The organism is Vibrio sp., assembly GCF_984391705.1.
Window position 1 is genome coordinate 76,934 of record NZ_CFHWOM010000006.1, and the last position, 25,282, is coordinate 102,215.

Below are 25,282 nucleotides of genomic sequence, written 5' to 3' on the forward strand. Positions count from 1 at the left end.
AATCGGCAGTGTTACCGAAACTTAAGTGATGGTGGCAGGAGGGAAGTCAAAAGCCCACAAAGCGCAGGCTTTTCGGTTGTATGATTAAAGCATTTCTTTGGCGATGAGATGAAGCAAAAAGGTTTCACGCTCGATACTCATTCCCTTTTTAGGGCTTTCAGCAATTGTTTTCTCATTGTGCGCAATAGCATCATGAATATTCATCCACACCGCTTTCATACCATTTTTGATTTCATAATCTTCGTAAGAGGTTTCCCCCAGTTCGCGGTCAATCTTACACGTATAGCAGTAGGAAATCATATGGACAATATCTGCGTTGTCTTTATGCGAAGGGCGAAACTCTTCATAAATACCATAAGGCTTTATGCCATGGATGTTTTGCGCACCCGTCTCTTCTTCAAGTTCACGCACCATACCAGCTATAACGTCTTCCCCCTCATCTATGCCCCCACCAGGAATGGTGTAGTCATGATAACGCTCAGTGTATAGAAGGAGGATGTCTTCTCCATCAACAACAATGGCTCGTGCAGCATTGCGTTGAAAAACAACTTTGCCATCAAGATGGTCGATATCAGGGTGAATGGTAGTTTTTAAATGTCTCATTTACGGCTTTGATTGAAAATTTGCCGAGATTCTACCATATCACCCTCGCGCCTCAAGTTAAGCGAGTTTGAAGCGGTTGATCATCGTCATTAAGTTCTCTGACACGTTTCGAAGCTCCTTACTGGCACTCGCCATTTGCGCAGACTCTTCCGATACGCTGGATGCCATATCATTCAAGCTCACTACGTTTCGGTTAATATCGTTCACCGTTACTGTTTGCTGCTCTGCTGCCGTCGCAATATGCTGATTCATCTCCTCTATTGTGTGCACTTCCTTGTTTATCCGTGTTAATGCTTCGCCGGCTTGAGTCGATAGTGCAGAAGCATTCGTTGCCTTGACGGTACCTTGATTCATCACCGTCACAATGTTGCCAGCCCCTAGTTGAAGCTTCTCGACTATATTTTGAATCTCTATGGTTGATTCGTGAGTGCGTAATGACAAGCTTCTCACTTCATCTGCTACAACAGCAAACCCGCGCCCTTGCTCACCTGCTCGTGCTGCTTCAATTGCTGCATTTAGCGCCAACAAGTTAGTTTGCTCTGCGACACCACGAATGACTTCTAATACGGTATCGACATTTTTCGCATCACTAGCAAGCTGCTCAACCACCTGACTAGCCGACTCAATTTGCTCAGCCAGCTGGTTCGATTCATCGACATTTTTACCAATGATTTGGTGGCTACTATTGGTTTCATTTGCCGCTTGTCGGCTAGCATCATTTGCTTCTACAGTACGGCTGGCTACCTCTTCTACCGTCGCTAACATCTCTGTCATTGCCGTTGCAAGCATATCGACATCGGATTGTTGCTGATTCAAGCTATCATCAATATGATGCACTGACGTCGATAACTGCCCTGCCGCACTTGAAACTTGGCTACCCGCGTCACTGATGTTCAGCATAATCCCTTGAACCGAAGCAACAAATTGATTGAAGTAACGTGCCAAATGAATCAATTCTGAACTGCCCTCTTCCGGCAACCGTTGCGTAAGGTCTCCTTCTCCTTTGGAGAGCGCTTGCATGGCCTTGACGCTTCGCTTCAATGGAGACGTAATGGTTTTAATGAAGAAACCGATCATTAACGAAAGCACAACCAGAATACCCAACGCATAACTGATCGACGCAAGCTCAGAGCGCTCTGTTGCTGCTTGCAACGCCACCATGTTCATTCCGGAGCCAATCATCCATTGCCAAGGTTGGAACGTTAGTGCGTAACTCGTTTTCGGATCTGTTGTCCCCTTATCAGGGTTGCGCCATGTGTAATCGACAAACCCTCCGCCGCTTCGTGCAGTTTGATATAGTTTCTCAACGAAGTACTCACCAGAGCTATCTTGTAATGCCATGATGTTTTTGCCAAGAAGTGACAGTACTCCTGTCGCTAATTGAACACCGTCTTTGTCGCCGATGAAGATATAATTATCTCCATCAAAACGCATTGCTGATACAGCTTGAAGAGCTTGCCCTTTGGCTTCGCCTTCAGTGAGTTGTCCTGAGCGATACAGCTGGTAATAATGATCGACAACACCATGTGCAGATTCGACTAAAGTCATGACACCACGCTCATAGTTTTCGCGCATATGCTCACGTGACTTGTCGATATTGAGATACGTATTGAGTAATAATCCGACCGCAAAGAGCCCCAAAATTGACCACGCCCTAGCCGCGATGGACACTTCCGATATCCACTTTTTGTTCATAATCCAATTCCCTAGCCATGAGTAATTTATTACGAGATGCGAGACGTATGATTCTCACTCTCAGTATTTATTAGTTGAATAAATATAAATGTAGCAGCTAGTTGTGGGGATTCAGGCGAAATCAATGGTGATTATCACTACTTTTTTCTTAATAATAAAAAGGATATTTTAACTACTTGAAGAAACACTCATCATAAAGAGAGGTCACTTTGACGGGTTGTATAAAAGTGGCGGCCAATCACGTTTTGCGCGGATTAAAAAAGGGGCGAACAACGCCCCTTTATTGACAAACTATAACTTATATTAGTCTTGGTACTTCTCTGTACGCATACCCATTAGTAAGCTCACGCACATCAATAGCAGCACAATAGTGAATGGTAGTGCTGTTGAAATTGCACCAGCTTGGAGGGCTTGAATTGCTTCCGTACCACCAATCCAAAGAAGCGCCACCGCAATTGCACCTTCCATGAATGCCCAGAACACACGTTGTAGTACAGGCGCATCAACTTTACCACCAGCGGTAATACTATCGATTACTAAAGAGCCTGAATCCGATGATGTAATAAAGAACACCAATACTAATACCACCGCAATCACAGAGAGCGTCGTACCCATCGGAAGTACATCAAACATCTGGAACATCGCTAGCGATACGTCAGTTAGACCATTTGCGCCAAGTTGACCAATGTTATTCACCACCTGGTCAATCGCAATACCCCCGAATACAGACATCCAAAGAAGCGTTACAGCTGTAGGTACAAGTAACACTGCTGTGATGAACTCACGCACTGTACGGCCCTTAGAAACACGAGCGATAAACATACCTACAAATGGCGACCAAGAGATCCACCAAGCCCAGTAGAATACAGTCCAACCTTGGAACCATGCTTCATCTTCACGGCCATGTGGGTTACTTAGCGGAATAATATTCTCAGCATACGCCATCAAGGTTGTACCAATGTTGCCAAACGCAACAGCGTAGCCAATCAACGCAACAAGAATAAGCAGGACAAACGCAACAATCATGTTGATGTTACTTATTACTTTAACCCCGCCGTCGATACCACGAATCACTGAAACCACAGCTAACAGTGTCACCACAGTGATTACAACAATCTGTAGGCCTAACCCTGCTTCAATTCCGAACACATGGTGAATACCACTTGCAGCTTGCTGTGCACCTAAACCTAGAGAGGTAGCCAAACCGAATAATGTCGCTAGTACAGCTAGAATATCAACAACATGTCCAGCCCATCCCCAAGCGCGATCGCCAAGCAATGGGTAAAAGATTGAACGAATAGATAATGGCAAACCTTTGTTATAGGCAAAAAACGCAAGAGACAGTGCAACTACACCATAAATTGCCCACGGATGAAGTCCCCAGTGGAACATTGTTGCTCCCATCGCTAACTTAGCCGCTTCAGGGGTATTTGCTTCAACGCCAAGTGGCGTTTCATACCAACCGGTAAAGTAAGCAACGGGCTCTGCAACACTCCAGAACATCAATCCGATACCCATACCAGCAGCAAACAGCATAGAAAGCCATGAGATAAACGAATAGTCCGCTGTGGCATCTTGTCCGCCAAGGCGAATTTTACCTAGAGGTGAAACGATGAGTGCTAAACAGAAAACAACGAAAATGTTACCAGACCAGATAAATAGCCAATCGAAGCTACCAATGATCTGCCATTTCAAACCGTCTAGAGCCGCTTTTGCAGATTCAGCGTCCATAATCAATGCCGCGACTAGAAACAACGCGATGAATCCCGCACTGACTCCAAATACGGGGTTATGCACATCAAAACCCCATTTCTGTACATTATCTTGACCGATTGTATAGTCGGTACTGTCGATACTGTACTTATCGATACCTTTAGTCATTTTTCCTCTCTCGACAAATATCTTTCCCTAATCAAAGCCTAAAACCAAAAATCATTAGTGATGAAAGTAATTTTATCTTATTAAAGACTTGATCGAATCCGCATCATTGTACGCTCTCAGTCACAAGTTGCCAGTAAATTGCGCTCAAATGGTTATTTTTACGTCACTTCTGACGTTTTTAGTCACGTAAATCTAAGTAAGTTGGCCACATAAAACCACTCAGACATTTCGAATACTAAACATTAGTAGTGCAATCATTTACCTCTATCCCGACCTTAAATAACTACCAGCCTCTCTAAATTCGGTTGTGATTGTTTTTTTGCTCTTCAATTAGGGGTAAATTTCATGTATTTTCACGCCTCCCAACGCTTGCTGACTAAGGATTAACATTGGAAAAGCACGAAGAAGTCCTAATCTCAATTCGCCAAATTATTCGCGCTATCGATCTACACTCTAAGCGCTTGAGTAAAGAATCCGGCTTGACTGGGCCTCAACTAATCTTGATGCGCTCGATTAAGGAGCTCGGCGAAGTCACTATTCGCGAGTTGTCGAACCACACCAATATGAGCCAAGCTACTGCAACAACGATACTCGATCGTTTAGAAAGAAATGATCTAGTTAAGCGCGTACGCAGCAATCAAGACAAACGTAAAGTCCATGCTCACCTAACGGAAAAAGGCCTCGACGTCTTGAGCCAAGCGCCAATGCCCTTACAACAGAACTTCATAAATAAGTTCCAACGACTAGAAGAATGGGAACAGTCTTTACTTCTCTCTTCAGTCCAACGTATTTCATCAATGATGAATGCTGAAGATATCGAAGTAGCACCAGTCCTAGAGCTTGGAAGCATTACTAAACCTGAGTAACCCCGCCAGTTTGAACTATTGCGAGTATGGTCTAAAGTTTACTTAGGCTTAAGCAATTAATCTCAACAATAAGACGTCCATTATTGCATCGGATTTATTGTTGAGGCTAACTGGCGAAGGGAACTAATGAATAATAAAACAGGCTTAGATCTCGATACAAATGACGCCATTCTCAATATTCACCAGCAAAAAGAAGTACTGAAAACTGTTTCAATTCTCACGCTCGTCATTTTTGTCCCTCTTGCGATAAAAAATGTCTTAATTGGTGAGACGGTGCTCGCAATTGTATTGCTCGCCTTTGAAATATCCTTACTACTTGAAGTTGCAGCAATTATTTACAATGATCATAGGCTCATTGGTAACTTTATTCCTTTGAGCTTACTTGGGCTATCGGTAATCATGGCCATTGATATCTTTGGCGCCCTTGCGACTTACTGGGTATTTCCGATCCTAATTGCGCTGGTTTTCCTATTCCCTCAGCGAACTGCTACCGTAACCAATTCCCTTCTCATCATAGGAGTGACGGCGACCATCTACCCACAAGAAGGCGCAGAAGTCACAGCAAGGTACGCATTTTCTCTGGTTGCTACGGTTGTTATCGTTCATGTTGTAGTAAAAGAGGTACGCAAACTTCAATCTGAGCTTCGCCATCTCTTGGAGAGAGATTCAATGACGGGGGCTCTCAACCGCCATCAGCTTCACTCAAGCTTAGATAACGCTATCGAGAAGTATGGTCACTCAACGATTGTGATGGTAGACATTGACGACTTTAAATCCATCAATGATAACTATGGACACGATGTTGGCGATAAGGTCATCATGCAAATTGTGGACTCAATTGCTCACAATACTCGACCTGAAGATTTGCTCTTCCGGTTAGGTGGAGATGAGTTTTTGCTGCTGTTCCATGGCATCGACCAGTATGCAGTTGAAGCAATAATGAACTTGGTAAGTCAAAACGTGGCAGAGCAACCTTACCCATTTAATGTAAAGGTCACATTGAGCTGCGGGGTCGCTGAGTCAATTCCTTTTGAAACCAGCCATGCATGGATGAAAAGAGCCGACCTAGCACTCTATCAATCGAAATCTCTCGGCAAAAACCGCGTGTCTATCTACTGCGATTCAACCCAATCTCAACTGGCAGAGTATCTCGAAACGACATCAGATAAACACAGCAACTTGGTTAGGTGAATACAGGTAATTCACTCGACTCTTTCACTTGCCTGATAGCAAGGTGAGTATGAATATCTTTTACGTTGTCCAAGCGTTGTAACTTACGAGTAAATGATTCGTAACCACTGAGGTCCTTACTTACGACTTCCAACAAGTAATCGTAAGCGCCTGAGACAACATGGCAGCTCGTGACTTCTTCCATTTCGAGAACGGCTTGCTCAAAAGCATCAATTGAGCTTGCTTGGTGGTTGTTTAGACTGACTTCCACAAACACCGTCATTCCAACGCCGACTGATTTCTTATCCAGTTTTGCTTGGTAGCCTGCAATGATCCCATCTTCTTCTAATTTTTTTATTCTGCGCGCACATGGAGAAGCAGAGAGCCCAACCTTATCGGCAATGTCCGCTGTCGATTGTCGTGCATCCTTTTGTAAGAGGGACAATATATGCCTATCAATTCTATCCATAGTAGACCTTACTAATTTATCGCGTCATATTAAGACTTTTTAGCGATTACACGCTCATAAAGTGAAATGTTTAGTTAAGTTTGCCATACAACACCAAAGCTTACGATTCATAATTAGTGATAGATTAAACAAATCGATAACATAATTATGATTTCTGGATACTTGGCAATGATTGCCACTTTGCTGCTTTGGTCTGGCTTCTTTCTCTCATTAAGAAGTGGGGCTCACTCTGACCTCACCACTGCCGATATCGCCATTACGCGCTTTCTTATACCTTGCTTAATACTATTGCCCCTTGTACTCCGTTCGATTACCTCAATCAAAATCGTACCTAAACGCTACATTACTGGGATGTTTGTAGGTTGCGGCCTTCCCTACCTACTGGTAGCAGGCACTGGTATGCAGTTAGCGCCAGTGTCAGATGGAAGCGCACTCATTCCCGGCACTCTACCATTGTTTGTTTCAGGTATTGCTGTATTGCTGTTTAAGCAGCCATTAAGTCAGCATAGAATATTTGGTTTGATATTCGTTGTTGTCGGCATTATTGCTTTCCTTTCCCAGAGTCTAACCCTGCTCGACAATCAACTCCTTCAAGGGCACATGCTGTTTTTGCTTGGTAGTCTTATGTGGGCAACTTTTACGATTTGTGCACGTGTATCGAGCTTAAACCCTCTGGTAACGGCTGGGTTTATCTCCTTACTTTCGACACTACTCCTTACGGTGTGTATTAGTTTTGGGTGGTTGGATAGTCACCTAGCGACCACATCATTTGTCCACTGGCCTTGGAAGGAGCTATTTGGACATGCGATGCTGCAAGGGGTGGGAGCAGGCGTTATCGCTGCCTTTACTTATCTACACGCAATCTCTGTGCTTGGCGCAGAGAGAACGGCAGCATTTGGAGCTGCAACACCTGCTATCGCAACATTACTGGCTATTCCCGTCTTTAATGAACAACCTACCGTTCTAGGTTGGTCAGCTCTGATCTTGGTTTGCTTCGGTAGTTTGGTGGCAAGTAATATTTTCATGAAGCAAGACAACTCCATGTTATATCAACCGCCTAAATTCAAGTAGATAGCGCAGACTGAACCGATGATAATCGATGCTCTAAATAACATCTGAGCATAGCGTTTGATATTAATAACAAACGGGGAAACCACCAGCAGCGCCAACAATACATATATTGCGCTGTTGGTGCTGTTGACGTCTAAAGCGACTATAAGAACTAGCCACACAATGACTTCAAGGTTTTTTAGGTGGATCTTTTTACCCAGAGCGGTAAGAAAGAGACCAGCAGCAAGCGAAGGAATCATTAAGAATATTAGTTTTCTTTGTTAGTCTGTAATCAATATTAATGATAATGATTTTCATTTGCAAATATAATTTACCTGTTACCGCTTACATGCGAATTGGAGAATCGTTTAAAAAGCGTTTATAGTCTCCACCACATTTGTAGATAAGGATTAAGCTGTGAAGACTCCATGTATTGCCGCATGTAAAAATGAAGGTGGCATTTGTAGCGGATGCAATCGCACTGTTGAAGAAATCACAACATGGAGATATATGACAGACGCAAAGCGTGAAGAAGTAATGAGTGCGCTAAGTGGTAAATCTTCTACTCACGATTGCCCTCAATGTGGGGAGCGAGCTACTTGCGATATCAGCTTAGGTAAAAGTACCTGCTGGTGTTTTGAACTGGAACAACGAGATACTTCATCGCTAAGCAATACCGACTCATGCTTGTGCAGAAAATGCTTAACAACACTACCCATCGCATAAATATCCTCAATTTCCTGCATCAAAATTTGGATTAGTTTTTCTAATCCAAATCATAGATTTTTATCTTGCTCAAGATCACACTTTTTCATTGCCAGAGTTTCTAACTCACTCTAATATCTCGCGCCTGAAAGTTCCCTTTCTCTTCTACTAAATTAGCTCTGTTACGGCAAAGCTATCGGTTTTTTGCGTTTTGAATTTAGGTGTAATTGGAAATGTCCGCGTCTTCTCAAGTGATTAAATTAACTTTCTTGATTGCTATTTTGACCGCTGTTGGCCAAATGACTCAAACCATGTATGTCCCGTCTATCGGTCACATGGCGAACGAGTTTTTGGTCTCCCCAGCCGCTTTGCAAGCAGTTATGGCGTGTTACCTAATTCCTTACGGTCTATCTCAGTTTGTATATGGGCCTTTATCAGATCGCCTCGGCCGTAAACCGATCATCATTGTTGGCTTAGTTATCTATATATTAGGTACTGTTTTGGCGTTATTCGCTCACCAATACGAATGGTTCTTGGCTGGTAGCTTCATTCAAGGCTTAGGTATCGGCTGTGGTGGTGCAATGTCTCGCACGTTAACACGCGATATTTTTTCTGGTGCTGAGTTGCACAAAGTTAACAGCCTAATCAGTATGTGTGTGATTTTTTCGCCATTGATCGCCCCGGTGTTAGGTGGGTATTTAACTGAATCGTTCGGTTGGCGCTCAAGCTATATGTTCCTAGCCCTCTTCGGCCTAGCGGTTGTTATCACTATGATGACAAGTTTTATTGAAACGCTACCGAAGGAAAAACGCCGCTATGAGAAAGTAACTGACAGCTATCGCTATGTGCTGTCTGATCGCCGCTTTCAAGGCTACCTTATTTGCCTTGTCGCTACCTTTTCAGGTGTGGCAATTTTCGAAGCTGCGGCCGGTGTACTACTAGGTGGTGTATTACAATTGCCGGCGACTACAGTCAGCATATTATTTGTGTTACCTATTCCAGGTTACCTTGTGGGTGCAGGTTTATCGAGCATTATTGCCGCTAAAAAGAATGAGAAAAGCGCCCTAATGTTTGGTTTGTTCGCGATCATGGCTGGTTCACTCATCGTTTTGATACCAGGGCTACTTGGTCAAACAACAGCATTAACATTAGTAGGTGGCGCGACGATCTACTTCTTAGGTGCAGGTATTTTGTTCCCGGCCGCCACTACTGGTGCACTATCACCACTTCCATATCATGCAGGAACAGGTGGTGCTGTTTTGGGTGGAATGCAAAACTTGGGTGCAGGCTTAGCCACTCTAGCTGCATCTATGATACCGACAACAAACCAAATGCCATTAGGGGCTCTGATGCTACTAATGTCTTTACTTGCTTTAATTGGCCTGATCCGCGTTTACCGTAAACACGACCAGTCTAATGATCAAATGCCGCTAGCTGTTTAACTCACAACTCGTTCCAGCCGCTTCTGGCTGGAACGAATATCATAGTTTTCTAATAAACCACCATTCTCTGACAATACCCACCCAATTACTGATATTAATAACAGTAAAAAATCATCCTTCTGAACTAAAATCAAATCTAAAGACTTAGTTAGGATGTAGAGTATGAATATCAGGAAACTTGGCGCTCTAAGCGCCTCAATCACCTTAATCCTTACCGGTTGTAACTCTGGTGGGAGCTCTTCGACATCAACAACTCCGGTTACACTATCTGTTTCTGACGCCCCTTTAGACGATGTGTCAGAAGTTGTTGTTACTTATAGTAAAGTTGCTTTTCTTCCCCTTGATGGTAGCTCGCCGTTGCTGTTTGATGTTTATAAAACAGATGACGAAGGCAATTATGTCGATGAGAATGGCGATCCTCTACCAGAAGGAGATGACCCACTGCCTCTTAGTGTGAATCTGCTTGATTTCCAGGGCGGTGACTCAAAATCTCTTGTTGAGAATCAAGCGATCCCAACAGGCAACTACAAGCTGTGTGTCTTTGCCCATGACGGAGACCACCCTACTTCTCCTTCTTATGTGGTCGAAAATTTGAACGACACCCAAGTTCCATTGACTGTAAAAGGCAACGGTAAATGTCCACAAGGCGTTGGTGAATTTGAGAATACCGGTACCTTGTATTTCAACGATACGTTCGTCGTAAACGAGCAAAACAATGATTACGTTGCCGAATTTGATTTACGGCGAGGGCTGAAAGAGGACTCAGGGGAATACACCATCCAGCGCACTTCAGTCATGCTAGTTAACACAGTTACAACTGGCGAAATAGAAGGCTCGATATCACTGGCAACCTATAGTGGGTGTGAAACAGATACAACTAGCGGTAATGGTTATTCACATGCAGTCTACTTATATGAAGGCAATGTCGCTCAAGCAGACATGGGACCGTTCGCGGGCACTGGTATAGCGACACCAGTAACTGCTGCAAATGTCATCACTGAGGATGATGGGCTAACCTATCGATATGAGTTTGGTTTTGTTGAACCAGGCACCTATTCACTTGGTTACACTTGTACTGCGAATGATGATTCTGAGGAAGGAATCGTCGATGGTGAAACGTTCTCTGTATATACTTCACAAAGCGATCTGTCGGTATCCGCAGGTTCAGAAGTAAACGCAGATCTCTAAATTAGAAAAGGAGCTCTCTGATCTCCTTTTTCACAACTAATGACTACCACTTTTTCATGATTCGTCCCATTAGATTGGGGTGATAAGACCAGCAATGATCAAACATGGTCATCAATTCTGGGTTGCCATATTTCGATAAACTGATCGCATGAAAACGGTTCTTATGCTCTTTAAGTTCATCAACTTTGGCCATCATCTCTTCTGACTGTTTAGGTGCAATAAAATCAGAAATAACCACCATGTCGGCGTTTCGATATTTATCACCAGTCATAAGATCGATCGATTTCATTAGCACCGGCTCTAAATCGGTTCCACCATGAAAACTGTAAGTTAAAAAGTCACTGGCTTCTCTTAAGCCATCTTGTCTGGTCAACTCATAAGTAATTTGCTCTGAAGAGAACAGGATAACGTAACAATCTCTGTCTTCAGCCAGTGCAATTTGCATCAAAGCGTATGCCATTGCTTTGGCGCATTGCTCGGGAAAACCACTCATAGAACCAGACGCATCGACACATATGATAAACGGCCCTTTTTCAATATCCACTTGGGCATTATCTGGCTTTTGAGCGCGTACTTTTCTGAGCGTACGAGATTTACCCTGCATCTTGTAGTTCATCAAGCGCTTATCGACCAGGTGCTTATAGAACACTACTTCCAGTTCTGGGTAAGCAAGGAACATAGTTTCATTAGGTAACAGCTTGTTGAGATCGTCTCCTTCATGAATCCCCACAATGTCATCGGTCGCTTTATCAGACTTCTCTTCAACGATCTGCGGCTCTTCTAATGGCGCTTTGTTCAAATCAGGGTCATCGACCTGGCTTGCCATACGCCCTAGTTTTTCTGCGATCTCTTGCAATCCCTGGTTCTTTTTCAGAAACTCTGCATGGCGCTTCATTACAGTCAAATCAGTCTTACTTAAACGGGCGGAGGCCATGTCCCACAAACGGCCAACACTACTCTCATCCCCTTCTTCAGTCACTTTATCCATGTTTTTCATGGTTTCCATGCGCTGATAAAGATCTTTAAGCACCTTTTCTTTATTCGCTTCCAACTCGGTTAGTTGGGCTTGGCGAATAGCATCTGATAGACTTTGATACCATTGGTCGCAAAAGTAATGTGGGAACATCGGGTTGTTTACCCCTTTGTTCTTTTCCATCAAACGCCGAGCTTGTAAGTAAAACGCTGAATGCCACTCTAACTTTTTAATCACTTCTGGAATCTGCTCAAAAAACTGGGCTTCATTCCAATAGATAACTTCTTGGTAAAGCGCCAACTCTTGCTGAAAACGCTCAGTCTCGCATACCTTAGTGATACGTTTTTTAACGCTACCACGCCACTTAAGTAGGTGGTTTTTAACCGAGGACTTAACCCCACGGTTTTCAGCAACAGCCATCACCTGCGAGCGGGCCATCAAGTCATTGACAGCGGTATCAATAATACCTGAGTCAGCTATCATGAGTGCGAGGTTTAATCCATCAGCGCCTAACATTCATTTCTCCTATTCAAAGAATTGATTTAAGGTCTTAAAGCGGAAAACCGTACGTTCACACTCGGTTTTGGTCGATTCCAACACTTGTTGGAGGTGTTGTAAGCTCGCTTCCATTGCGCGAGGTATCTCTTGCTCTACAAAACTGTGAGGCAATGCACCATGGAAGTTAGAGCGTACTCTCAGTAGATGATGTTCTGCATGTTCTAGTTGCGCCATCGCTTGCTCAGCTTTTGCAAACCACTCTTGGTAAAGTTCTTGGTCTAAGCCTTTATTGGTCACAATAGAAACCAACACCGCGCGGTTTGCGATATCTTTAATCACTAGGTTGTTTGCGCCATCAACATCAAAGCGCAAACGGACAAGATTGGTATTGGTGTTTACGTAACCGTAAACATCACCATGCCCTTCTTTAATCACACGTTCTAATTCATTCTTAGGCACATAAACCCAACGGCTGTCGCCCTTTTCTGACTCTGTTACCGACATATTGCTTTGTAGCAACACGAGTTTTACCAAGTCGTAAGCGCTACCCACTTTGTAGCTCTTTGCATCCGAGATATCGTAACTGTGAATTTGCTTTTTAAGTAAACCTGTTGTCGATTCCATCGAAAGCATGACACCAAATTCAGATTCCAACTCTTCTTGAATTTCAGCGAGTTCTTCACGACACAAGGTAATTTGCTGCTCGACGTCTTGTTGATCAAAAGCTCGCATCAACGCAAACTCTTTGATTACCTTACGGACGACTTCTCGTGATTCAGGGCTGTTCCACAAACAATCTTGTAATAGCAGTAGGTCTAGCGGGTTAATTTCATCACGACCATTAAAGAATGCGCTGGCCTTAAGCAATCGAACCGCTTTCTTCCAACGACGGTCAGATACGTACATATCAGTATCTGCAATATCGACACCCGTAGACTCTTCAGCGGCAGTCTCTAACATGGTTTTCAGCTCAAAAAGCTTTTCAAACACAGAATCAGACAGTTCTAGCTTATCCAATTCACTTTGCCACTGGTGGTATTCTTCATCAGTAATCGCCAAACCTTCAGGTAACTTCGCCTCTTGAGGGGTACCAACCGTCAGCATCGATTTGAAATTCTGTTTATTTTGAATACGGTTAACGAATACTCGAACCAACATACGGTCGTAAAGCGCTTCTAAGCCGCTGTCTTCATCTGGCAATTCATTTGATGCTGAGACAAGCAGACGCATTGGAACACGTTCAATGTCGCTGCCATTTTTAAAGGTTTTTTCGTTAACCACCGTCAAAAGTGTATTTAAGATCGCTGGGCCGGCTTTCCAAATCTCATCTAGAAAAACCACTTGAGCCGTTGGCAAGTAGCCCTCAGTTAATCGAACGTAACGACCGTTATCTTTTAACTCTTGGATACTAAGCGGGCCAAACACTTCTTCTGGCGTAGAAAAGCGCGTCATCAGATATTCGAAATAAGAGGAATTGTCAAACGCTTGGATAAGACGCTTTGCTATCAAACTTTTCGCAATTCCCGGAGGGCCAAGCAGGAATACGCTCTCTCCAGAAAGTGCTGCTAATAGGCAAAGTTTAATGGTTTCTTCTCGCTCATAAACACCATCCGATAAGGCTTGAGCAAGTTTATTGATCCTTTCAGAGAGTAATGCTTTTTGTGAGTGAGATACTCGAGTCGGATTTATCATGCTTACCTCTGATTATGAGCAGACTTATGTATAAGTTTATACATTTGTTATCACTTTGTTACAAGTGCATTTTTTAGATAGGGCAAATCTTTATATCAGATGCAGATACAATGTAAGCCGTTGAAATCAATGTTTGCAATAATGCAACCGACATCACTAAATGTGTGACTCATCCTACATGGTAGTTGGGGTTATTTCTTTCATTAGTTAGGAGAAGCAGATAAGGTATTGGCAGCGTTAGTTGTAAAGTAAAATAATCATGATTCCTTCCGATACAGGCAAGACCATTCATACATGGAAACGTATCTCTTTAGTAGAAGAGCCGATTTCACTCCCTAATGGCAAAGAGATCATTCACACCACGATTGTGCACCCAGGTGCCACTGTCATATTGCCGCTGACCCAAGATGGTCACATCATTCTTATCAATCAATTTCGACCATCACTTAAAAAATGGTTATTGGAACTTCCCGCTGGAACCATCGAAAATGCGGAAGAGATTGAGCAGTGCGCGAAACGAGAGTTAGAAGAAGAAACTGGCTATAGTGCAAAGCAGATGATTTCGTTGGGCCAAGTCACTCCGCTTGCGGGGTTTTGTGACGAAATCCAATACCTTTTTGTAGCAAAAGGACTAGATAAAACCTGCCGCTATGAATGTGATGATGACGAGGTAATTGAAGTCATTACCCTCAGCATCGAAGAATTAGAGCAAAAAATTATTAGCGGCGAAGTAACCGACGCTAAGACCATAGCTTGTCTGAGTAAAGCTAAGCTATGCGGATACCTATAGGAGTAATTTCAATGGATTTTCGTTCAGATACCGTAACCAAGCCTACCTCTGCAATGCGCAAAGCAATAGCGGAAGCACCTGTAGGCGACGATGTTTATGGTGATGACCCAACGGTGAACGAACTTGAGCAGTGGGCGGCACAGCGCCATGGCTTTGAGGCTGCTTTATTCACCACTTCTGGCACACAGGCTAACTTGTTGGGGTTAATGGCACATTGTCAGCGTGGGGATGAATACTTGTGTGGGCAACAAGCACACAATTACAAGTACGAAGCTGGCGGTGCTGCTGTTCTTGGCTCAATACAGCCTCAGCCTATTGAAAATAACCCTGATGGGACATTAGATTTTGACAAACTAAAAGCCGCGATTAAGCCTGACGACTCGCACTTTGCGCGCACTAAGCTACTTAGTTTAGAGAACACTATCAATGGCAAAGTGCTACCAATGTCTTACCTCGAGCAAGCGAGAGAGTTTGTCAATGAACACGGGTTGTTGCTGCACCTAGATGGTGCCCGTGTTTACAATGCAGCTGTCGCTTTGGACATTGATGTCAAAGAGATTGCGAAGCACTTTGATTCAATGACGATCTGTTTATCCAAAGGTCTCTGCGCACCCATTGGCTCATTACTACTTGGTGATAAAGCGTTTATAGATAGAGCACGCCGCCTACGTAAGATGGTTGGTGGCGGTATGCGCCAAGCGGGAATTCTTGCTGCTGCAGGTAAACTTGCGCTGACAGAGCAAGTTGAACAACTGAAAGTTGACCATGCGAATGCCAAGCTACTCGCTGAGCGCCTAGATCAACTACCCGGTGTGAAGGTTAATAGCGAGTTTGTTCAGACGAACATTGTATTTGCTAAACTCGACAGCAACATTGATATCCATACGATTGCTGAAAAACTTAGCCAAGATGGCATCACCATCAGCCCAGGAAACCCGATTCGCTTTGTGACTCACAAAGACATCAGCGAGCAAGATGTGCTTTGCTTCACAGAGAAGTTTTCTTCACACCTCTCTTAAATCATTTCTTGATCTGACACCATTGAGCTTCCCCTAAGGGGAAGCTTTATTATTTTTCCTGTTAATAGTAAACAGGTACTTTCAATGATTCGTGTGCTCGTTCTCGCTTCTTTCACACTCTTTTCTAGCATCTCGCTCGCTAGCCCTAACTTTGGTGATGCTAAGCTTGGTAAGGTAAAAGCGCCAAGCTGTATTTTCTGTCACGGCCAAGACGGCATCGCTTCGAATCCGGCTTACCCTCATATAAAAGGGCAGAATGCGCAGTACCTGTTCCAGTCGATGAAGGATTATCAAGACGGCAATCGTACCGGCCCACTTGCTGAAATGATGAAAGCGCAGCTCTCTCAACTCAACGACCAAGATCTCAAAGATATTGCAGCGTATTTCTCTAGCCAGTAGTGAAGAATAGAACGACGAATAATGATGAATATCACGAATATTGATATGTTATAACATAACCAAACGATATCATTCGCATTATTGCATGCAAGATAAGAGGAATTTCATACAAATCCTATAATGGTAAGCTTAGGGCGTGTTGACCTTTCGCGGTTAAATTTTGTTCGAGATAAAAGCGTTTTAATCGCGGCGAGAGGTTTGTCGCCTAGTCATTCTAAGCAAAACACCTCTCAACAAAGAGTAAAACGCTTTTAGCCGAACCCTTCGGGCAGCGTTTGTGGCTTATTTCTGCTGCGTTATCGGCTTATCAGGTAGAGCAACTACGATTCAAAGCCTCTGCCTTGCATAAACAACCCACAAACTGCTGCAAAAATCAGCTCGAAAGGTCAACACTCCCTTGGATCAAGTTTTCTTCTTATGCACTCATTTATAGGGACAAACAATGAAATATAGCCCATTGGCATTAGCCTTCCTGTCAGCAGTGGTTGCTTCAGGGTGTACAACACAAACTTCGAATGAAACACCATTCGATCTTACTATTTTACATATCAATGACCATCACTCTCACTTAGAGCCTTCAACCCAGAAACTCAAACTAGCAGGCCAATCGACATACACTGAAGTAGGTGGATTCCCAGCACTGATTACAGCTTTAAATCAACGCACAGAAGCGAACGAAAACGTATTAAAGCTTCATGCTGGTGATGCTATCTCAGGCACACTTTACTACGCTCTATTCAAAGGCGAAGCCGATGCCGCAATGATGAATCATGCTTGCTTTGATGCTTTTGCACTGGGCAACCACGAGTTTGATGACGGTGATGCGGGTTTAGCACAATTCTTAGATTGGATGAATGAGGGAGAGTGTTCGAAAGAGACCGAAGTTCTAGCGGCTAACGTTATCCCGAAACAAGGCGTTTCCCCTCTTGCAATGAAGTCAGCCAACGATTATTTCAAGCCATACACGATAAAGCAGTATGGTGAGCACCAGATTGGTATTGTCGGTATTGATATTGCGGACAAGACAATGAATTCATCAAACCCAGATGAAACCACTCAGTTCTTGAACGAAGTTGAAACGGCGCAAAAGTACATTGATGAACTGGTTGCTAAAGGGATCCCTAATATCGTTTTACTGACTCACTACCAATACTCGAATGATCTGCAACTTGCACAAGCTCTTACTGATGTGGACGTCATCATTGGAGGTGATTCACATACTCTCTTGGGCGATTTCGCTGATGTAGGCTTAAAGAGTGAAGGCGCTTACCCGACATTAATGAAGAACAAAGATGGTGACCAAGTATGTGTTGCTCAAGCTTGGCAATACTCACAAATTCTTGGTGAGTTGTCCGTATCTTTTGACGGTAAAGGCAAAGTCTCGGCTTGTAATGGTACGCCACATCTATTGATTGGTTCCGAGTTCAAACGCAAAGACGAAAACGGTAAAAAACAGAAACTTGAAGGTGCAGAGTTGGCCGCTGTTTTAGCTGATGTAGAAGCACAACCTAACCTTATTCAAGTTAAACCGGACGCTGCAACACAACAAACCTTATCAGCGTTTACGCAAAAGCTTGATGTCATGAAGGATCAAGAGATTGCGCAATCTTCCGAACTCCTGTGTTACGAGCGAGTTCCTGGTCAACAAAAACACAACGGTGCAGACGGCTGTGATACGCACACGAACCTTCACGGTTCTCAAGTTGCCGACCTTGTTGCACAAGCGTTCTTAGCACAGACCAAACGTGCTGATGTTGCGATTCAAAACGGTGGTGGTGCTCGAGCAAACATTCCGCAAGGTAAGTTCACCGTTGCGGGTGCTACGAAAGTGCTGCCATTTAGCAACACTATGGTGAATCTTCAAATGACAGGGGCGCAAGTTAAGAAGGTGCTTAACCAAGCGGTAGACAAAGCTTACGCAGAGTATGTCGATAACAGCGCTAAAGGTTCAGACGGTGCCTACCCTTACGCCGCTGGTATTCGATATGACGTTGACTTTAACCGACCTGAAGGACAACGCATTCACAATGTAGAGGTTAAAGCTAAAGGTGATGGTACTTGGTCTAGTTTGAGCGACGATAGAGAATTAATTGTCGTCACCAATGACTACATCGCAGGTGGTAAAGATGGCTATCTTGCCTTTGGTGAAGTCTCTGCCGATAAGTCGAAATACGAAAACACGTTAAAGCTCTACACAGAGACCTTTATCGACTACGTCCGTAACCTAGCAGCAAACGGTAAGAAGATTGAAGCCGTTGCAGAGGAAGACCGCAGTACCCAAACGTTTACACCAAAAGCGAACTAAGCGCGAACAAAATGGCCAAGGTAATTACCTTGGCCATTTTTCCAATCTCTATATCAGCACAAACTGATTAAGTACGATAAAGCACTTTCACAACATGCCAACCAAATTTGGTTTTGACTAGATGCGGTACCAATGTTTCGCCAGAGAAGCACACTTTGTCGAACTGAGGAACCATCTGACCGCGGCGAAACTCGCCCAAATCACCACCCTTTTTGCCTGACGGGCACGTAGAGTATTTCTTCGCTAATGTCTGAAATTTAGCGCCTTTTTTAAGCTGCTTGATGATGTCTTCTGCTTGCTCTTTATGTTTGACCAAAATGTGCAGAGCAGCTGCTGTGTTTGCCATTATGTTGCCCTTGAAACTTTATTACGGGCCAGATTGTATCCTAATCACTTCACTTCTTCATCCTGACAATTGATCTATTCGACATTGAGTGGTGATTATCTAGGCTGTTAGCAACACATTTTATATATCTAGATTGAACAACTAGCGAATTTAGTTACTATAAAAATAACCCTTTAGTTTATGTGCAGTTGGAATTCCCATGGCAAAAGTCGCGAGCAAAGCAAATCAGTCGCAAGGTATGTTAATGTTCACATTAACTTCTAACCAGCAGCTATTTGCGATCGGTACATTAAAGGTACGTGAGATCGTACCATTTATGCCAACCACGCAAATTCCTTATTCGCACCATCACGTTGTGGGTACTGTGACCATCCGGAACATGACGATTCCAGTAATCAATATGCCTGCGGCAATCGGCTTTAGGCCGATACAGCCTGAAGAATATGAATCGTGTTATCTCATCGTAACGGATTGTTTGCGCACTGTAGTCGCATTTATGGTTCGATCTATTGAAAAAATCATTGAATGTGATTGGAAAGCAATTGAATCAGCACCACAGTCAGCAGGAAACAATGTATTCGTTACCGGGATTACCCGCTTTGAAGATAAAATTGTTCAGATGCTGGACGTTGAACTGCTTCTCTCAAAAATCTATCCGCAATATGAATCCACCAACATTCCGATGCTAACAGATATTGAGCGCGAGCGACTTAAGGCATTGAATATCCTTTTGGTTGACGACTCATCCATTGCTCGAAAGCAGCTTTCAGACGCGCTAGACAGTATCAATATCCCATATCAAATTCGCAATAATGGTATTGATGCCTTAGAAGCAATGCGTGAAGAAGCTGAGAAAAACACACCAATCGATTTACTGGTTAGTGATATTGAGATGCCTGGCTTAGATGGTTACGAGCTGGCCTTTGAAACGCAGAGTGATTCGAGATTAAGTAACGCCTACATCATTTTACACACTTCTCTTTCAAGTGAAATTTGTGTCGACCGAGCACAACAAGTAGGCGCCCATGAAGCTCTAGAAAAGTTTAATGCCGGAGACTTAATCAAAGCGATGTTGCGCGGAGCCTCGATGCTGGAATCCGGCAACTCAGTGACCGAACACATCGAAGTAGACGTATAAGTTTAAACAACGCCTTGTATTTATTCGCTCTATATCTGCTAGCAAATACAAGTTGAAACACATTTGTGTTACTTGAAGGTAACACTAACACTTTACAACATTATTACTTTAAATAATTGGCGCCAAATTGATATTAATTCAAGCATCTATCAACCAAATCCGCTAAAGTTAAAGTAATTGGTAAGTACAATAAGATCCATAAGAATGACCGACGACGATTACAAGAGATCGACAGCAAATTTAAAAAAAGCAGTCCCTCTTATGATGAAAAATCACGTACCGGCCACGCCAGCTAACTATGCGCTTTGGTACACCTACGTAGATAATGCAATTCCACAGCTCAATCGAGAGCTTGACACGGTTCTTGAAAACTACGGTATATGCCCTCCTGCGACAGGAGAGCAACTGTATAAAAACTTCGTCGCTTCTCGTGCTGAGACCGACATGCATGACTTGAGAGCGAATATCGAACTGCTAATTGGCCAAGTAGCCTCTTCCATGACGGACACACTTGCTGATACGTCAAACTTTTCCGCAATGATCGATAAGAGCTTTGAAAACCTTGAGAAAGTAAAAGACGACAATATGTCTCTTGAAGAGGTAATGACTGTCGTTCGCCAACTTGTCGATGAGTCCAAAGAGATTCGCCACTCCACCAAATTTCTCAACAACCAGCTTGAGTCTGCGAGTGAAGAAATTCAACGTTTGAAAAGTGAACTTGCTGAAGTTCAACAAGATGCGCTATTTGATAGCCTTACGAGCTTGTATAACCGTCGCTCTTTCGACAACGACCTTCATACACTGTGCCAAGCAGGCCAAAACCTGTGCTTAATTTTGGCGGATATTGACCACTTCAAAGGCTACAATGATAACTTTGGCCATTTGTTTGGTGACGCGGTAATTAAAGGCATTGCGAAACGTTTACATATTAATGCACGCGACGGTGTTCATGCCTATCGCTTTGGTGGAGAAGAGTTCGCATTAGTCGTGCCAAACAAACAGCTTCGAATTGCTCGACAATACGCTGAGAGCCTTCGACGCTCTATTGAGAAACTGTCCATTAAAGACAAACGCACTGGAAAACAAGTAGGTAACATTACTGCTTCATTTGGTGTTGCTGAGTTGCAAGTCGATGAAAGTGCCGAATCTCTCATTGAACGTGCAGATAAGCTGCTATACGAAGCGAAGCAACTGGGTAGAAACCGAGTGATGCCACTTTAGACGTTAGAAAAAAGCCCTTGAGATTCTCAAGGGCTTTTACTTTGTGTTCTGCGTATTTACCTACCCATCTGCGGTGATAGTCTCAATTAGCTCACTTAGCACCTGTTCAGCTCTATCATTATCTATTTGACATGTTCCCGCCGCTTTGTGTCCGCCCCCACCATACTTGAGCATCAATTCCCCAACGTTGGTCTTGGAGCTGCGGTCAAAAATCGACTTACCTGTCGCAAACACGGTGTTTTGTTTCTGGAATCCCCAAAGCTTATGGATTGAGATATTACATTGTGGAAACAGCGCATAAATCATAAACCGATTACCGGCATAAATGGTCTCTTCGCCAGTCAAATCCAGTAGCACCAAATTCCTATGAACAGTCGCGCATCGCTGTATTTGCTCTTTGAACAACACTTCATGTTCGCGATACAAGTCTATACGTTCTTTCACATCCGGCAGCTGCAATATCTCATCAATAGAATGATTCTTGCAGTACTCAATCAAATCCATCATCAAATTATAATTGGAGATACGGAAGTTGCGGAAACGGCCAAGCCCTGTCCTTGCATCCATGAGAAAATTAAGTAAATTCCACCCCGTTGAATCGAGCACTTCATCACGAGTGAACTGAGCCGAGTCCCCTTTATCTACGGCTTCCATCATATCGATCCATGAAGAAGGAAATGTCTCTTCTCCTCCATAATGCTCCCAAACGACGCGAGCAGCAGAGGGAGCTTCTGCATCAATGATATGGTTCTCTTGATTATCTTGATTTCTAAGTGTTTCCGATAGATGGTGGTCAAACACTAAGTGCGCTTCTGCGACATATGGGAGGTTAGTCACTATATCTCGAGAGTTGATTTCAATGACACCATCTTGCATATCTTTGGGATGGACGAACTTAATGTCATCGATCAAGTTCAATTGTTTCAGTAAAACGGCACAAACTAGGCCATCAAAGTCACTGCGAGTTACAAGACGATATTTCTGCTCAGACATCATGCACGTCCTATGCTTAAACGATTTAAATAGTATTGAGTACCATATTAGAACCAGTACGATTGTTTTAACAATAAAACGACCGGTTAGTATGATCAGTCTCTTATTATTTTAGTATTAGTCTTCCTTTTAACAAACTTAAGACAATGTTTTTTCTCGCATATCCTATACTGGCATGCGAGTTGTTGATCCAATTGGAGAAATAAAATGAACAGAGCACCTTTAGTACTGGCTCTCGCTGGTACCTTAGCATTAGCGGGCTGCGCTAATGAGCCGGATGAATACGAAGTAAAAGAGTATACTTCAATGGCAAACCCAGCCGCGGTTTACTGTGTACAGCAAGGTGGAGAGTTAGAGACAGTTAACGAAAATGACCAACGTCTTACTTACTGCGTTTTCTCAGAAGACAATCGCGTCGAACAGTGGGAATACTATCGTAATAACCACAACAAAGACCAAGACTCTTAAGCCTCCTGTTGGCCGCTTTCAGGATCTAATAGCCTGTTTAAAGCGGTCAGCTCCTTATGAAACGTGCTTAACTTTGCGTTTAACTCCTCTTTAGATACCTGTTCATCAGTTGACGTGACAATATCATCCAATAAGGTAATTTGAGCGCGACTTGCCATATCTTCTGTAGTCGTGAGAAGAAATTCCAACGCTCGCTTTGCTATTTTGTAAGGCTCTTGGCGGACAGAACCAAGCGGCTGAGTTAACTTTCCACTTACAGCTCCCTCAAGATAAACACGATAAACGGTCAGTTCATCAAGCGCTAAGAATTGCGCCGCTTTCCGCCCTTGATGAGGATATGTCACTGAGCAATGCTCAGACTCATCGAGTTCTACTCTCAACAAGAGCCCTGCAGCTTGACACCGATCGACTAAGACTTTTATTAGGCCTTGTTCATTCATCAACCTCTGTATCTGAAAGAGCCGCTTTAGGTGATAGTCATTACTGACTAAACAAACCTTCACTTCACTATTTGCGGTGCACACTCCAGATTCTATCAATTTAATTGCTGCGTTCTGTACATTCTCAATCGTGTTCGTCGATTCATTTTCAATAATTAACGCTCTTGGCCGCGCGCCATCGACAACATTAAGCTGCTCATAACGTTCAAACATCGCCTCGGCTTCTGAAACAGTTTGCCCTTCAGTCACCCCACCACAAAACACTAAGGCTGTTTTATCGGCATCAAATCGTTCAAGAAGTTCAGGTAAAGCATCGACTCGACTTATCCCTTCCTCAGTCAACTGATCACATACCAATCTTTTACCTAGAACGATGATCACATTGCTAATACACTCAATTTGCTGAGTTCTCACTTATTTACCTCTGTTTGAACGATATCTGTACAAAACTAAATTTTGTCTGTAGTTTACTGAGTTAACATTATGTTAACTATTATTAAGAGAGCCTTACCTAAAGGCCTAGTCAGTCAAGATAAGTACAGGAATCAAGTTTATGCTGTCGATTTTCGATATATTTAAAGTGGGCGTGGGGCCTTCAAGCTCCCACACAAACGGCCCAATGCTCGCAGGTTACCACTTTACAAGACTTCTTGCGCAATCAATCACTAAAACCCATCGCGTACAAGTCGATTTATTCGGATCATTATCACTCACTGGTAAAGGCCACCACACAGATCGAGCGGTTGTCCTAGGACTGTTAGGCAATAAACCCGACACGATTAAAATGACCAGCGCTAAAGCGGCTCTAAAACAGGCCATCGAGGGCGGCACCCTTAGTCTTGCATCAGCTCACACCATCAGCTTTAGCTATGAAAATGATATCCTATTTCACAGTGACAACCTTCCGCTGCATGAAAACGGCATGTCGATCACAGCCTATGACGCATTAGGAAATCAACTCGCTACAGAAACTTACTACTCTATTGGCGGAGGATTCATTGCTACTGCTGATGAACTAGAAAACGGCAAAAGCGAAGCTGACGTCGAAGTGCCTTTCCCTTTCTCCAGTGCAGACGAAATGCTGGAAAAAGCTGAAGAAAACGGCTTAAGCCTTGGCGGAATGATCCTACAAAACGAACTCAGTTTTTGGCGAGAAGATGAAATTGAAAATAAAGCTGATCAAATCTGGAAAGTCATGACGCTGTGTATGCAGCGAGGTTTTGAAACGGAAGGAATATTAGAAGGCGGATTGAATGTCACTCGTCGCGCACCGAATTTATTGAAGAAACTCGAAGCCAACGCGGCCATTGAGAATGATCCGATGGAAATAATGGACTGGATTAATCTGTTTGCGTTTGCCGTCAGTGAAGAAAATGCGGCAGGAGGACAGGTTGTCACCTCCCCTACCAACGGAGCAGCAGGTGTTATTCCAGCCGTACTTATGTATTACCATCGTTTTATCAAAGAACTAGACTTAAAACAGCTTAAAGACTTTATCGCTGTCGCCGGTGCTATCGGCATTTTATATAAAACTAATGCTTCTATTTCAGGAGCAGAAGTAGGCTGTCAAGGTGAGGTCGGCGTGTCGTCCTCGATGGCGGCAGCAGGACTTACAGCGCTTAGAGGCGGTAGTAACGAGCAGATTTGTATCGCGGCAGAAATCGCCATGGAGCATTCATTAGGTATGACATGTGACCCGATTGGCGGGCTAGTTCAAGTGCCATGCATCGAGCGTAATGCGATGGGTGCGATGAAAGCGATCAATGCTTCTCGTATGGCTCTGAAGAGAACGAGCAAATGTTTGATATCGTTAGATAAGGTTATTGCCACTATGTATCAAACTGGTAAAGACATGAACCGAAAATATCGAGAAACATCATTAGGTGGATTAGCAGTCATCCATGTTTCTCCACCGTGCGAGTAAACGACCT

At 43.5% G+C, this 25,282-nt stretch carries 24 protein-coding genes; 14 read left to right on the forward strand and 10 right to left on the reverse strand.

Annotated features, from left to right (window positions below; translation table 11 throughout):
• Window positions 1–84 precede the first annotated feature (84 nt).
• The 3 genes from AC4MRV_RS06810 to AC4MRV_RS06820 all read right to left on the reverse strand — a co-directional run bounded on the left by AC4MRV_RS06810 (window position 85) and on the right by AC4MRV_RS06820 (window position 4,179).
• Window positions 85–603 (reverse strand): NUDIX hydrolase, encoded by a 519-nt coding sequence (locus AC4MRV_RS06810; protein WP_491186675.1) that lies wholly within the window; start codon window positions 601–603, stop codon window positions 85–87.
• A 57-nt stretch (window positions 604–660) separates the two neighbouring features.
• On the reverse strand, window positions 661–2,298 hold the full coding sequence (locus AC4MRV_RS06815) for a methyl-accepting chemotaxis protein (protein ID WP_491186676.1): 1,638 nt from the start codon (window positions 2,296–2,298) through the stop codon (window positions 661–663).
• Between the two features lie 303 nt (window positions 2,299–2,601).
• Window positions 2,602–4,179, reverse strand: coding sequence for a BCCT family transporter (locus AC4MRV_RS06820; RefSeq protein WP_491186677.1), 1,578 nt, complete (start codon window positions 4,177–4,179; stop codon window positions 2,602–2,604).
• A 389-nt stretch (window positions 4,180–4,568) separates the two neighbouring features.
• Between AC4MRV_RS06820 and AC4MRV_RS06825 the strand changes: the two genes are divergently transcribed.
• Both AC4MRV_RS06825 and AC4MRV_RS06830 read left to right on the forward strand, forming a co-directional pair.
• Window positions 4,569–5,045: a MarR family winged helix-turn-helix transcriptional regulator gene (locus AC4MRV_RS06825; protein ID WP_491186678.1), complete on the forward strand. Its 477-nt coding sequence runs from the start codon at window positions 4,569–4,571 to the stop codon at window positions 5,043–5,045.
• Between the two features lie 126 nt (window positions 5,046–5,171).
• Window positions 5,172–6,236: a GGDEF domain-containing protein gene (locus tag AC4MRV_RS06830; RefSeq protein WP_491186679.1), complete on the forward strand. Its 1,065-nt coding sequence runs from the start codon at window positions 5,172–5,174 to the stop codon at window positions 6,234–6,236.
• Here AC4MRV_RS06830 and AC4MRV_RS06835 read toward each other — a convergent pair.
• Window positions 6,229–6,684, reverse strand: coding sequence for an Lrp/AsnC family transcriptional regulator (locus AC4MRV_RS06835; protein ID WP_491186680.1), 456 nt, complete (start codon window positions 6,682–6,684; stop codon window positions 6,229–6,231). The genes AC4MRV_RS06830 and AC4MRV_RS06835 overlap by 8 nt on opposite strands.
• Before the next feature lie 147 nt (window positions 6,685–6,831).
• On the opposite strand from AC4MRV_RS06835, the gene AC4MRV_RS06840 reads away from it, so the two are divergent.
• Window positions 6,832–7,755, forward strand: a complete 924-nt coding sequence (locus AC4MRV_RS06840; RefSeq protein WP_491186681.1) for a DMT family transporter — start codon at window positions 6,832–6,834, stop codon at window positions 7,753–7,755.
• Here AC4MRV_RS06840 and AC4MRV_RS06845 read toward each other — a convergent pair.
• Window positions 7,734–7,994, reverse strand: coding sequence for a hypothetical protein (locus tag AC4MRV_RS06845; protein WP_491186682.1), 261 nt, complete (start codon window positions 7,992–7,994; stop codon window positions 7,734–7,736). The genes AC4MRV_RS06840 and AC4MRV_RS06845 overlap by 22 nt on opposite strands.
• Window positions 7,995–8,151: 157 nt before the next feature.
• Here AC4MRV_RS06845 and AC4MRV_RS06850 point away from each other — a divergent pair, with 157 nt between their 5' ends.
• The 3 genes from AC4MRV_RS06850 to AC4MRV_RS06860 all read left to right on the forward strand — a co-directional run bounded on the left by AC4MRV_RS06850 (window position 8,152) and on the right by AC4MRV_RS06860 (window position 11,069).
• On the forward strand, window positions 8,152–8,460 hold the full coding sequence (locus AC4MRV_RS06850; RefSeq protein ID WP_491186683.1) for a DUF1289 domain-containing protein: 309 nt from the start codon (window positions 8,152–8,154) through the stop codon (window positions 8,458–8,460).
• A gap of 212 nt (window positions 8,461–8,672) precedes the next feature.
• Window positions 8,673–9,881 (forward strand): multidrug efflux MFS transporter EmrD, encoded by a 1,209-nt coding sequence (emrD, locus tag AC4MRV_RS06855; protein ID WP_491186684.1) that lies wholly within the window; start codon window positions 8,673–8,675, stop codon window positions 9,879–9,881.
• 162 nt (window positions 9,882–10,043) lie between these two features.
• Window positions 10,044–11,069 (forward strand): DUF4382 domain-containing protein, encoded by a 1,026-nt coding sequence (locus tag AC4MRV_RS06860; RefSeq protein WP_491186685.1) that lies wholly within the window; start codon window positions 10,044–10,046, stop codon window positions 11,067–11,069.
• 43 nt (window positions 11,070–11,112) lie between these two features.
• Here AC4MRV_RS06860 and viaA read toward each other — a convergent pair whose 3' ends face one another.
• Window positions 11,113–12,558, reverse strand: coding sequence for an ATPase RavA stimulator ViaA (viaA, locus tag AC4MRV_RS06865; protein WP_491186686.1), 1,446 nt, complete (start codon window positions 12,556–12,558; stop codon window positions 11,113–11,115).
• A 9-nt stretch (window positions 12,559–12,567) separates the two neighbouring features.
• Window positions 12,568–14,232 carry an ATPase RavA domain-containing protein gene (locus AC4MRV_RS06870; RefSeq protein WP_491186687.1) on the reverse strand — a complete coding sequence of 555 codons (1,665 nt, stop codon included), beginning with the start codon at window positions 14,230–14,232 and terminating at the stop codon, window positions 12,568–12,570.
• 259 nt (window positions 14,233–14,491) lie between these two features.
• Between AC4MRV_RS06870 and AC4MRV_RS06875 the strand changes: the two genes are divergently transcribed.
• The 4 genes from AC4MRV_RS06875 to AC4MRV_RS06890 all read left to right on the forward strand — a co-directional run bounded on the left by AC4MRV_RS06875 (window position 14,492) and on the right by AC4MRV_RS06890 (window position 18,745).
• Window positions 14,492–15,022: an NUDIX hydrolase gene (locus tag AC4MRV_RS06875; RefSeq protein ID WP_491186688.1), complete on the forward strand. Its 531-nt coding sequence runs from the start codon at window positions 14,492–14,494 to the stop codon at window positions 15,020–15,022.
• Between the two features lie 11 nt (window positions 15,023–15,033).
• Complete coding sequence (gene ltaE / locus AC4MRV_RS06880; RefSeq protein WP_491186689.1) at window positions 15,034–16,041, forward strand: low-specificity L-threonine aldolase; 1,008 nt, start codon at window positions 15,034–15,036, stop codon at window positions 16,039–16,041.
• A gap of 84 nt (window positions 16,042–16,125) precedes the next feature.
• Window positions 16,126–16,440 (forward strand): c-type cytochrome, encoded by a 315-nt coding sequence (locus tag AC4MRV_RS06885; RefSeq protein ID WP_491186690.1) that lies wholly within the window; start codon window positions 16,126–16,128, stop codon window positions 16,438–16,440.
• Window positions 16,441–16,882: 442 nt separating this feature from the next.
• Window positions 16,883–18,745 (forward strand): 5'-nucleotidase C-terminal domain-containing protein, encoded by a 1,863-nt coding sequence (locus AC4MRV_RS06890; RefSeq protein ID WP_491186691.1) that lies wholly within the window; start codon window positions 16,883–16,885, stop codon window positions 18,743–18,745.
• A 67-nt stretch (window positions 18,746–18,812) separates the two neighbouring features.
• Here the strand turns inward: AC4MRV_RS06890 and ppiC are convergent, their stop codons facing one another.
• Window positions 18,813–19,091 (reverse strand): peptidylprolyl isomerase PpiC, encoded by a 279-nt coding sequence (gene ppiC, locus AC4MRV_RS06895; RefSeq protein WP_005472248.1) that lies wholly within the window; start codon window positions 19,089–19,091, stop codon window positions 18,813–18,815.
• A gap of 199 nt (window positions 19,092–19,290) precedes the next feature.
• On the opposite strand from ppiC, the gene AC4MRV_RS06900 reads away from it, so the two are divergent.
• Together AC4MRV_RS06900 and AC4MRV_RS06905 are read left to right on the forward strand one after the other, a co-directional pair.
• On the forward strand, window positions 19,291–20,229 hold the full coding sequence (locus AC4MRV_RS06900; RefSeq protein ID WP_491186692.1) for a chemotaxis protein: 939 nt from the start codon (window positions 19,291–19,293) through the stop codon (window positions 20,227–20,229).
• Window positions 20,230–20,433: 204 nt separating this feature from the next.
• Entirely contained in the window at window positions 20,434–21,450 is a 1,017-nt protein-coding gene (locus AC4MRV_RS06905; protein WP_491186693.1) for a GGDEF domain-containing protein, read from the forward strand.
• 60 nt (window positions 21,451–21,510) lie between these two features.
• Here the strand turns inward: AC4MRV_RS06905 and AC4MRV_RS06910 are convergent, their stop codons facing one another.
• Window positions 21,511–22,443 carry an exopolyphosphatase gene (locus AC4MRV_RS06910; protein WP_491186694.1) on the reverse strand — a complete coding sequence of 311 codons (933 nt, stop codon included), beginning with the start codon at window positions 22,441–22,443 and terminating at the stop codon, window positions 21,511–21,513.
• A gap of 207 nt (window positions 22,444–22,650) precedes the next feature.
• Between AC4MRV_RS06910 and AC4MRV_RS06915 the strand changes: the two genes are divergently transcribed.
• Entirely contained in the window at window positions 22,651–22,911 is a 261-nt protein-coding gene (locus AC4MRV_RS06915) for a putative hemolysin (protein ID WP_491186695.1), read from the forward strand.
• On the opposite strand, the gene AC4MRV_RS06920 is transcribed toward AC4MRV_RS06915, so the two are convergent.
• Window positions 22,908–23,765: a YdcF family protein gene (locus AC4MRV_RS06920; RefSeq protein ID WP_491186696.1), complete on the reverse strand. Its 858-nt coding sequence runs from the start codon at window positions 23,763–23,765 to the stop codon at window positions 22,908–22,910. The two genes, AC4MRV_RS06915 and AC4MRV_RS06920, sit on opposite strands and share 4 nt — an antisense overlap.
• 139 nt (window positions 23,766–23,904) lie before the next feature.
• On the opposite strand from AC4MRV_RS06920, the gene AC4MRV_RS06925 reads away from it, so the two are divergent.
• Window positions 23,905–25,275, forward strand: a complete 1,371-nt coding sequence (locus AC4MRV_RS06925; protein ID WP_491186697.1) for an L-serine ammonia-lyase — start codon at window positions 23,905–23,907, stop codon at window positions 25,273–25,275.
• Window positions 25,276–25,282 lie beyond the last annotated feature (7 nt).

Bases quoted from the DNA above. Each gene is read 5' to 3' on its own strand.
- AC4MRV_RS06830 (WP_491186679.1), top strand. From the start codon at position 5,172: ATGAATAATAAAACAGGCTTAGATCTCGATACAAATGACGCCATTCTC.
- viaA (WP_491186686.1), bottom strand. From the start codon at position 12,558: ATGTTAGGCGCTGATGGATTAAACCTCGCACTCATGATAGCTGACTCA.
- ppiC (WP_005472248.1), bottom strand. From the start codon at position 19,091: ATGGCAAACACAGCAGCTGCTCTGCACATTTTGGTCAAACATAAAGAG.
- AC4MRV_RS06840 (WP_491186681.1), top strand. From the start codon at position 6,832: ATGATTTCTGGATACTTGGCAATGATTGCCACTTTGCTGCTTTGGTCT.
- AC4MRV_RS06885 (WP_491186690.1), top strand. From the start codon at position 16,126: ATGATTCGTGTGCTCGTTCTCGCTTCTTTCACACTCTTTTCTAGCATC.
- AC4MRV_RS06835 (WP_491186680.1), bottom strand. From the start codon at position 6,684: ATGGATAGAATTGATAGGCATATATTGTCCCTCTTACAAAAGGATGCA.
- AC4MRV_RS06810 (WP_491186675.1), bottom strand. From the start codon at position 603: ATGAGACATTTAAAAACTACCATTCACCCTGATATCGACCATCTTGAT.
- AC4MRV_RS06870 (WP_491186687.1), bottom strand. From the start codon at position 14,232: ATGATAAATCCGACTCGAGTATCTCACTCACAAAAAGCATTACTCTCT.
- AC4MRV_RS06900 (WP_491186692.1), top strand. From the start codon at position 19,291: ATGGCAAAAGTCGCGAGCAAAGCAAATCAGTCGCAAGGTATGTTAATG.
- AC4MRV_RS06915 (WP_491186695.1), top strand. From the start codon at position 22,651: ATGAACAGAGCACCTTTAGTACTGGCTCTCGCTGGTACCTTAGCATTA.
- AC4MRV_RS06890 (WP_491186691.1), top strand. From the start codon at position 16,883: ATGAAATATAGCCCATTGGCATTAGCCTTCCTGTCAGCAGTGGTTGCT.
- AC4MRV_RS06905 (WP_491186693.1), top strand. From the start codon at position 20,434: ATGACCGACGACGATTACAAGAGATCGACAGCAAATTTAAAAAAAGCA.
- emrD (WP_491186684.1), top strand. From the start codon at position 8,673: ATGTCCGCGTCTTCTCAAGTGATTAAATTAACTTTCTTGATTGCTATT.
- AC4MRV_RS06820 (WP_491186677.1), bottom strand. From the start codon at position 4,179: ATGACTAAAGGTATCGATAAGTACAGTATCGACAGTACCGACTATACA.
- AC4MRV_RS06910 (WP_491186694.1), bottom strand. From the start codon at position 22,443: ATGTCTGAGCAGAAATATCGTCTTGTAACTCGCAGTGACTTTGATGGC.
- AC4MRV_RS06815 (WP_491186676.1), bottom strand. From the start codon at position 2,298: ATGAACAAAAAGTGGATATCGGAAGTGTCCATCGCGGCTAGGGCGTGG.
- AC4MRV_RS06875 (WP_491186688.1), top strand. From the start codon at position 14,492: ATGATTCCTTCCGATACAGGCAAGACCATTCATACATGGAAACGTATC.
- AC4MRV_RS06925 (WP_491186697.1), top strand. From the start codon at position 23,905: ATGCTGTCGATTTTCGATATATTTAAAGTGGGCGTGGGGCCTTCAAGC.
- AC4MRV_RS06860 (WP_491186685.1), top strand. From the start codon at position 10,044: ATGAATATCAGGAAACTTGGCGCTCTAAGCGCCTCAATCACCTTAATC.
- ltaE (WP_491186689.1), top strand. From the start codon at position 15,034: ATGGATTTTCGTTCAGATACCGTAACCAAGCCTACCTCTGCAATGCGC.
- AC4MRV_RS06845 (WP_491186682.1), bottom strand. From the start codon at position 7,994: ATGATTCCTTCGCTTGCTGCTGGTCTCTTTCTTACCGCTCTGGGTAAA.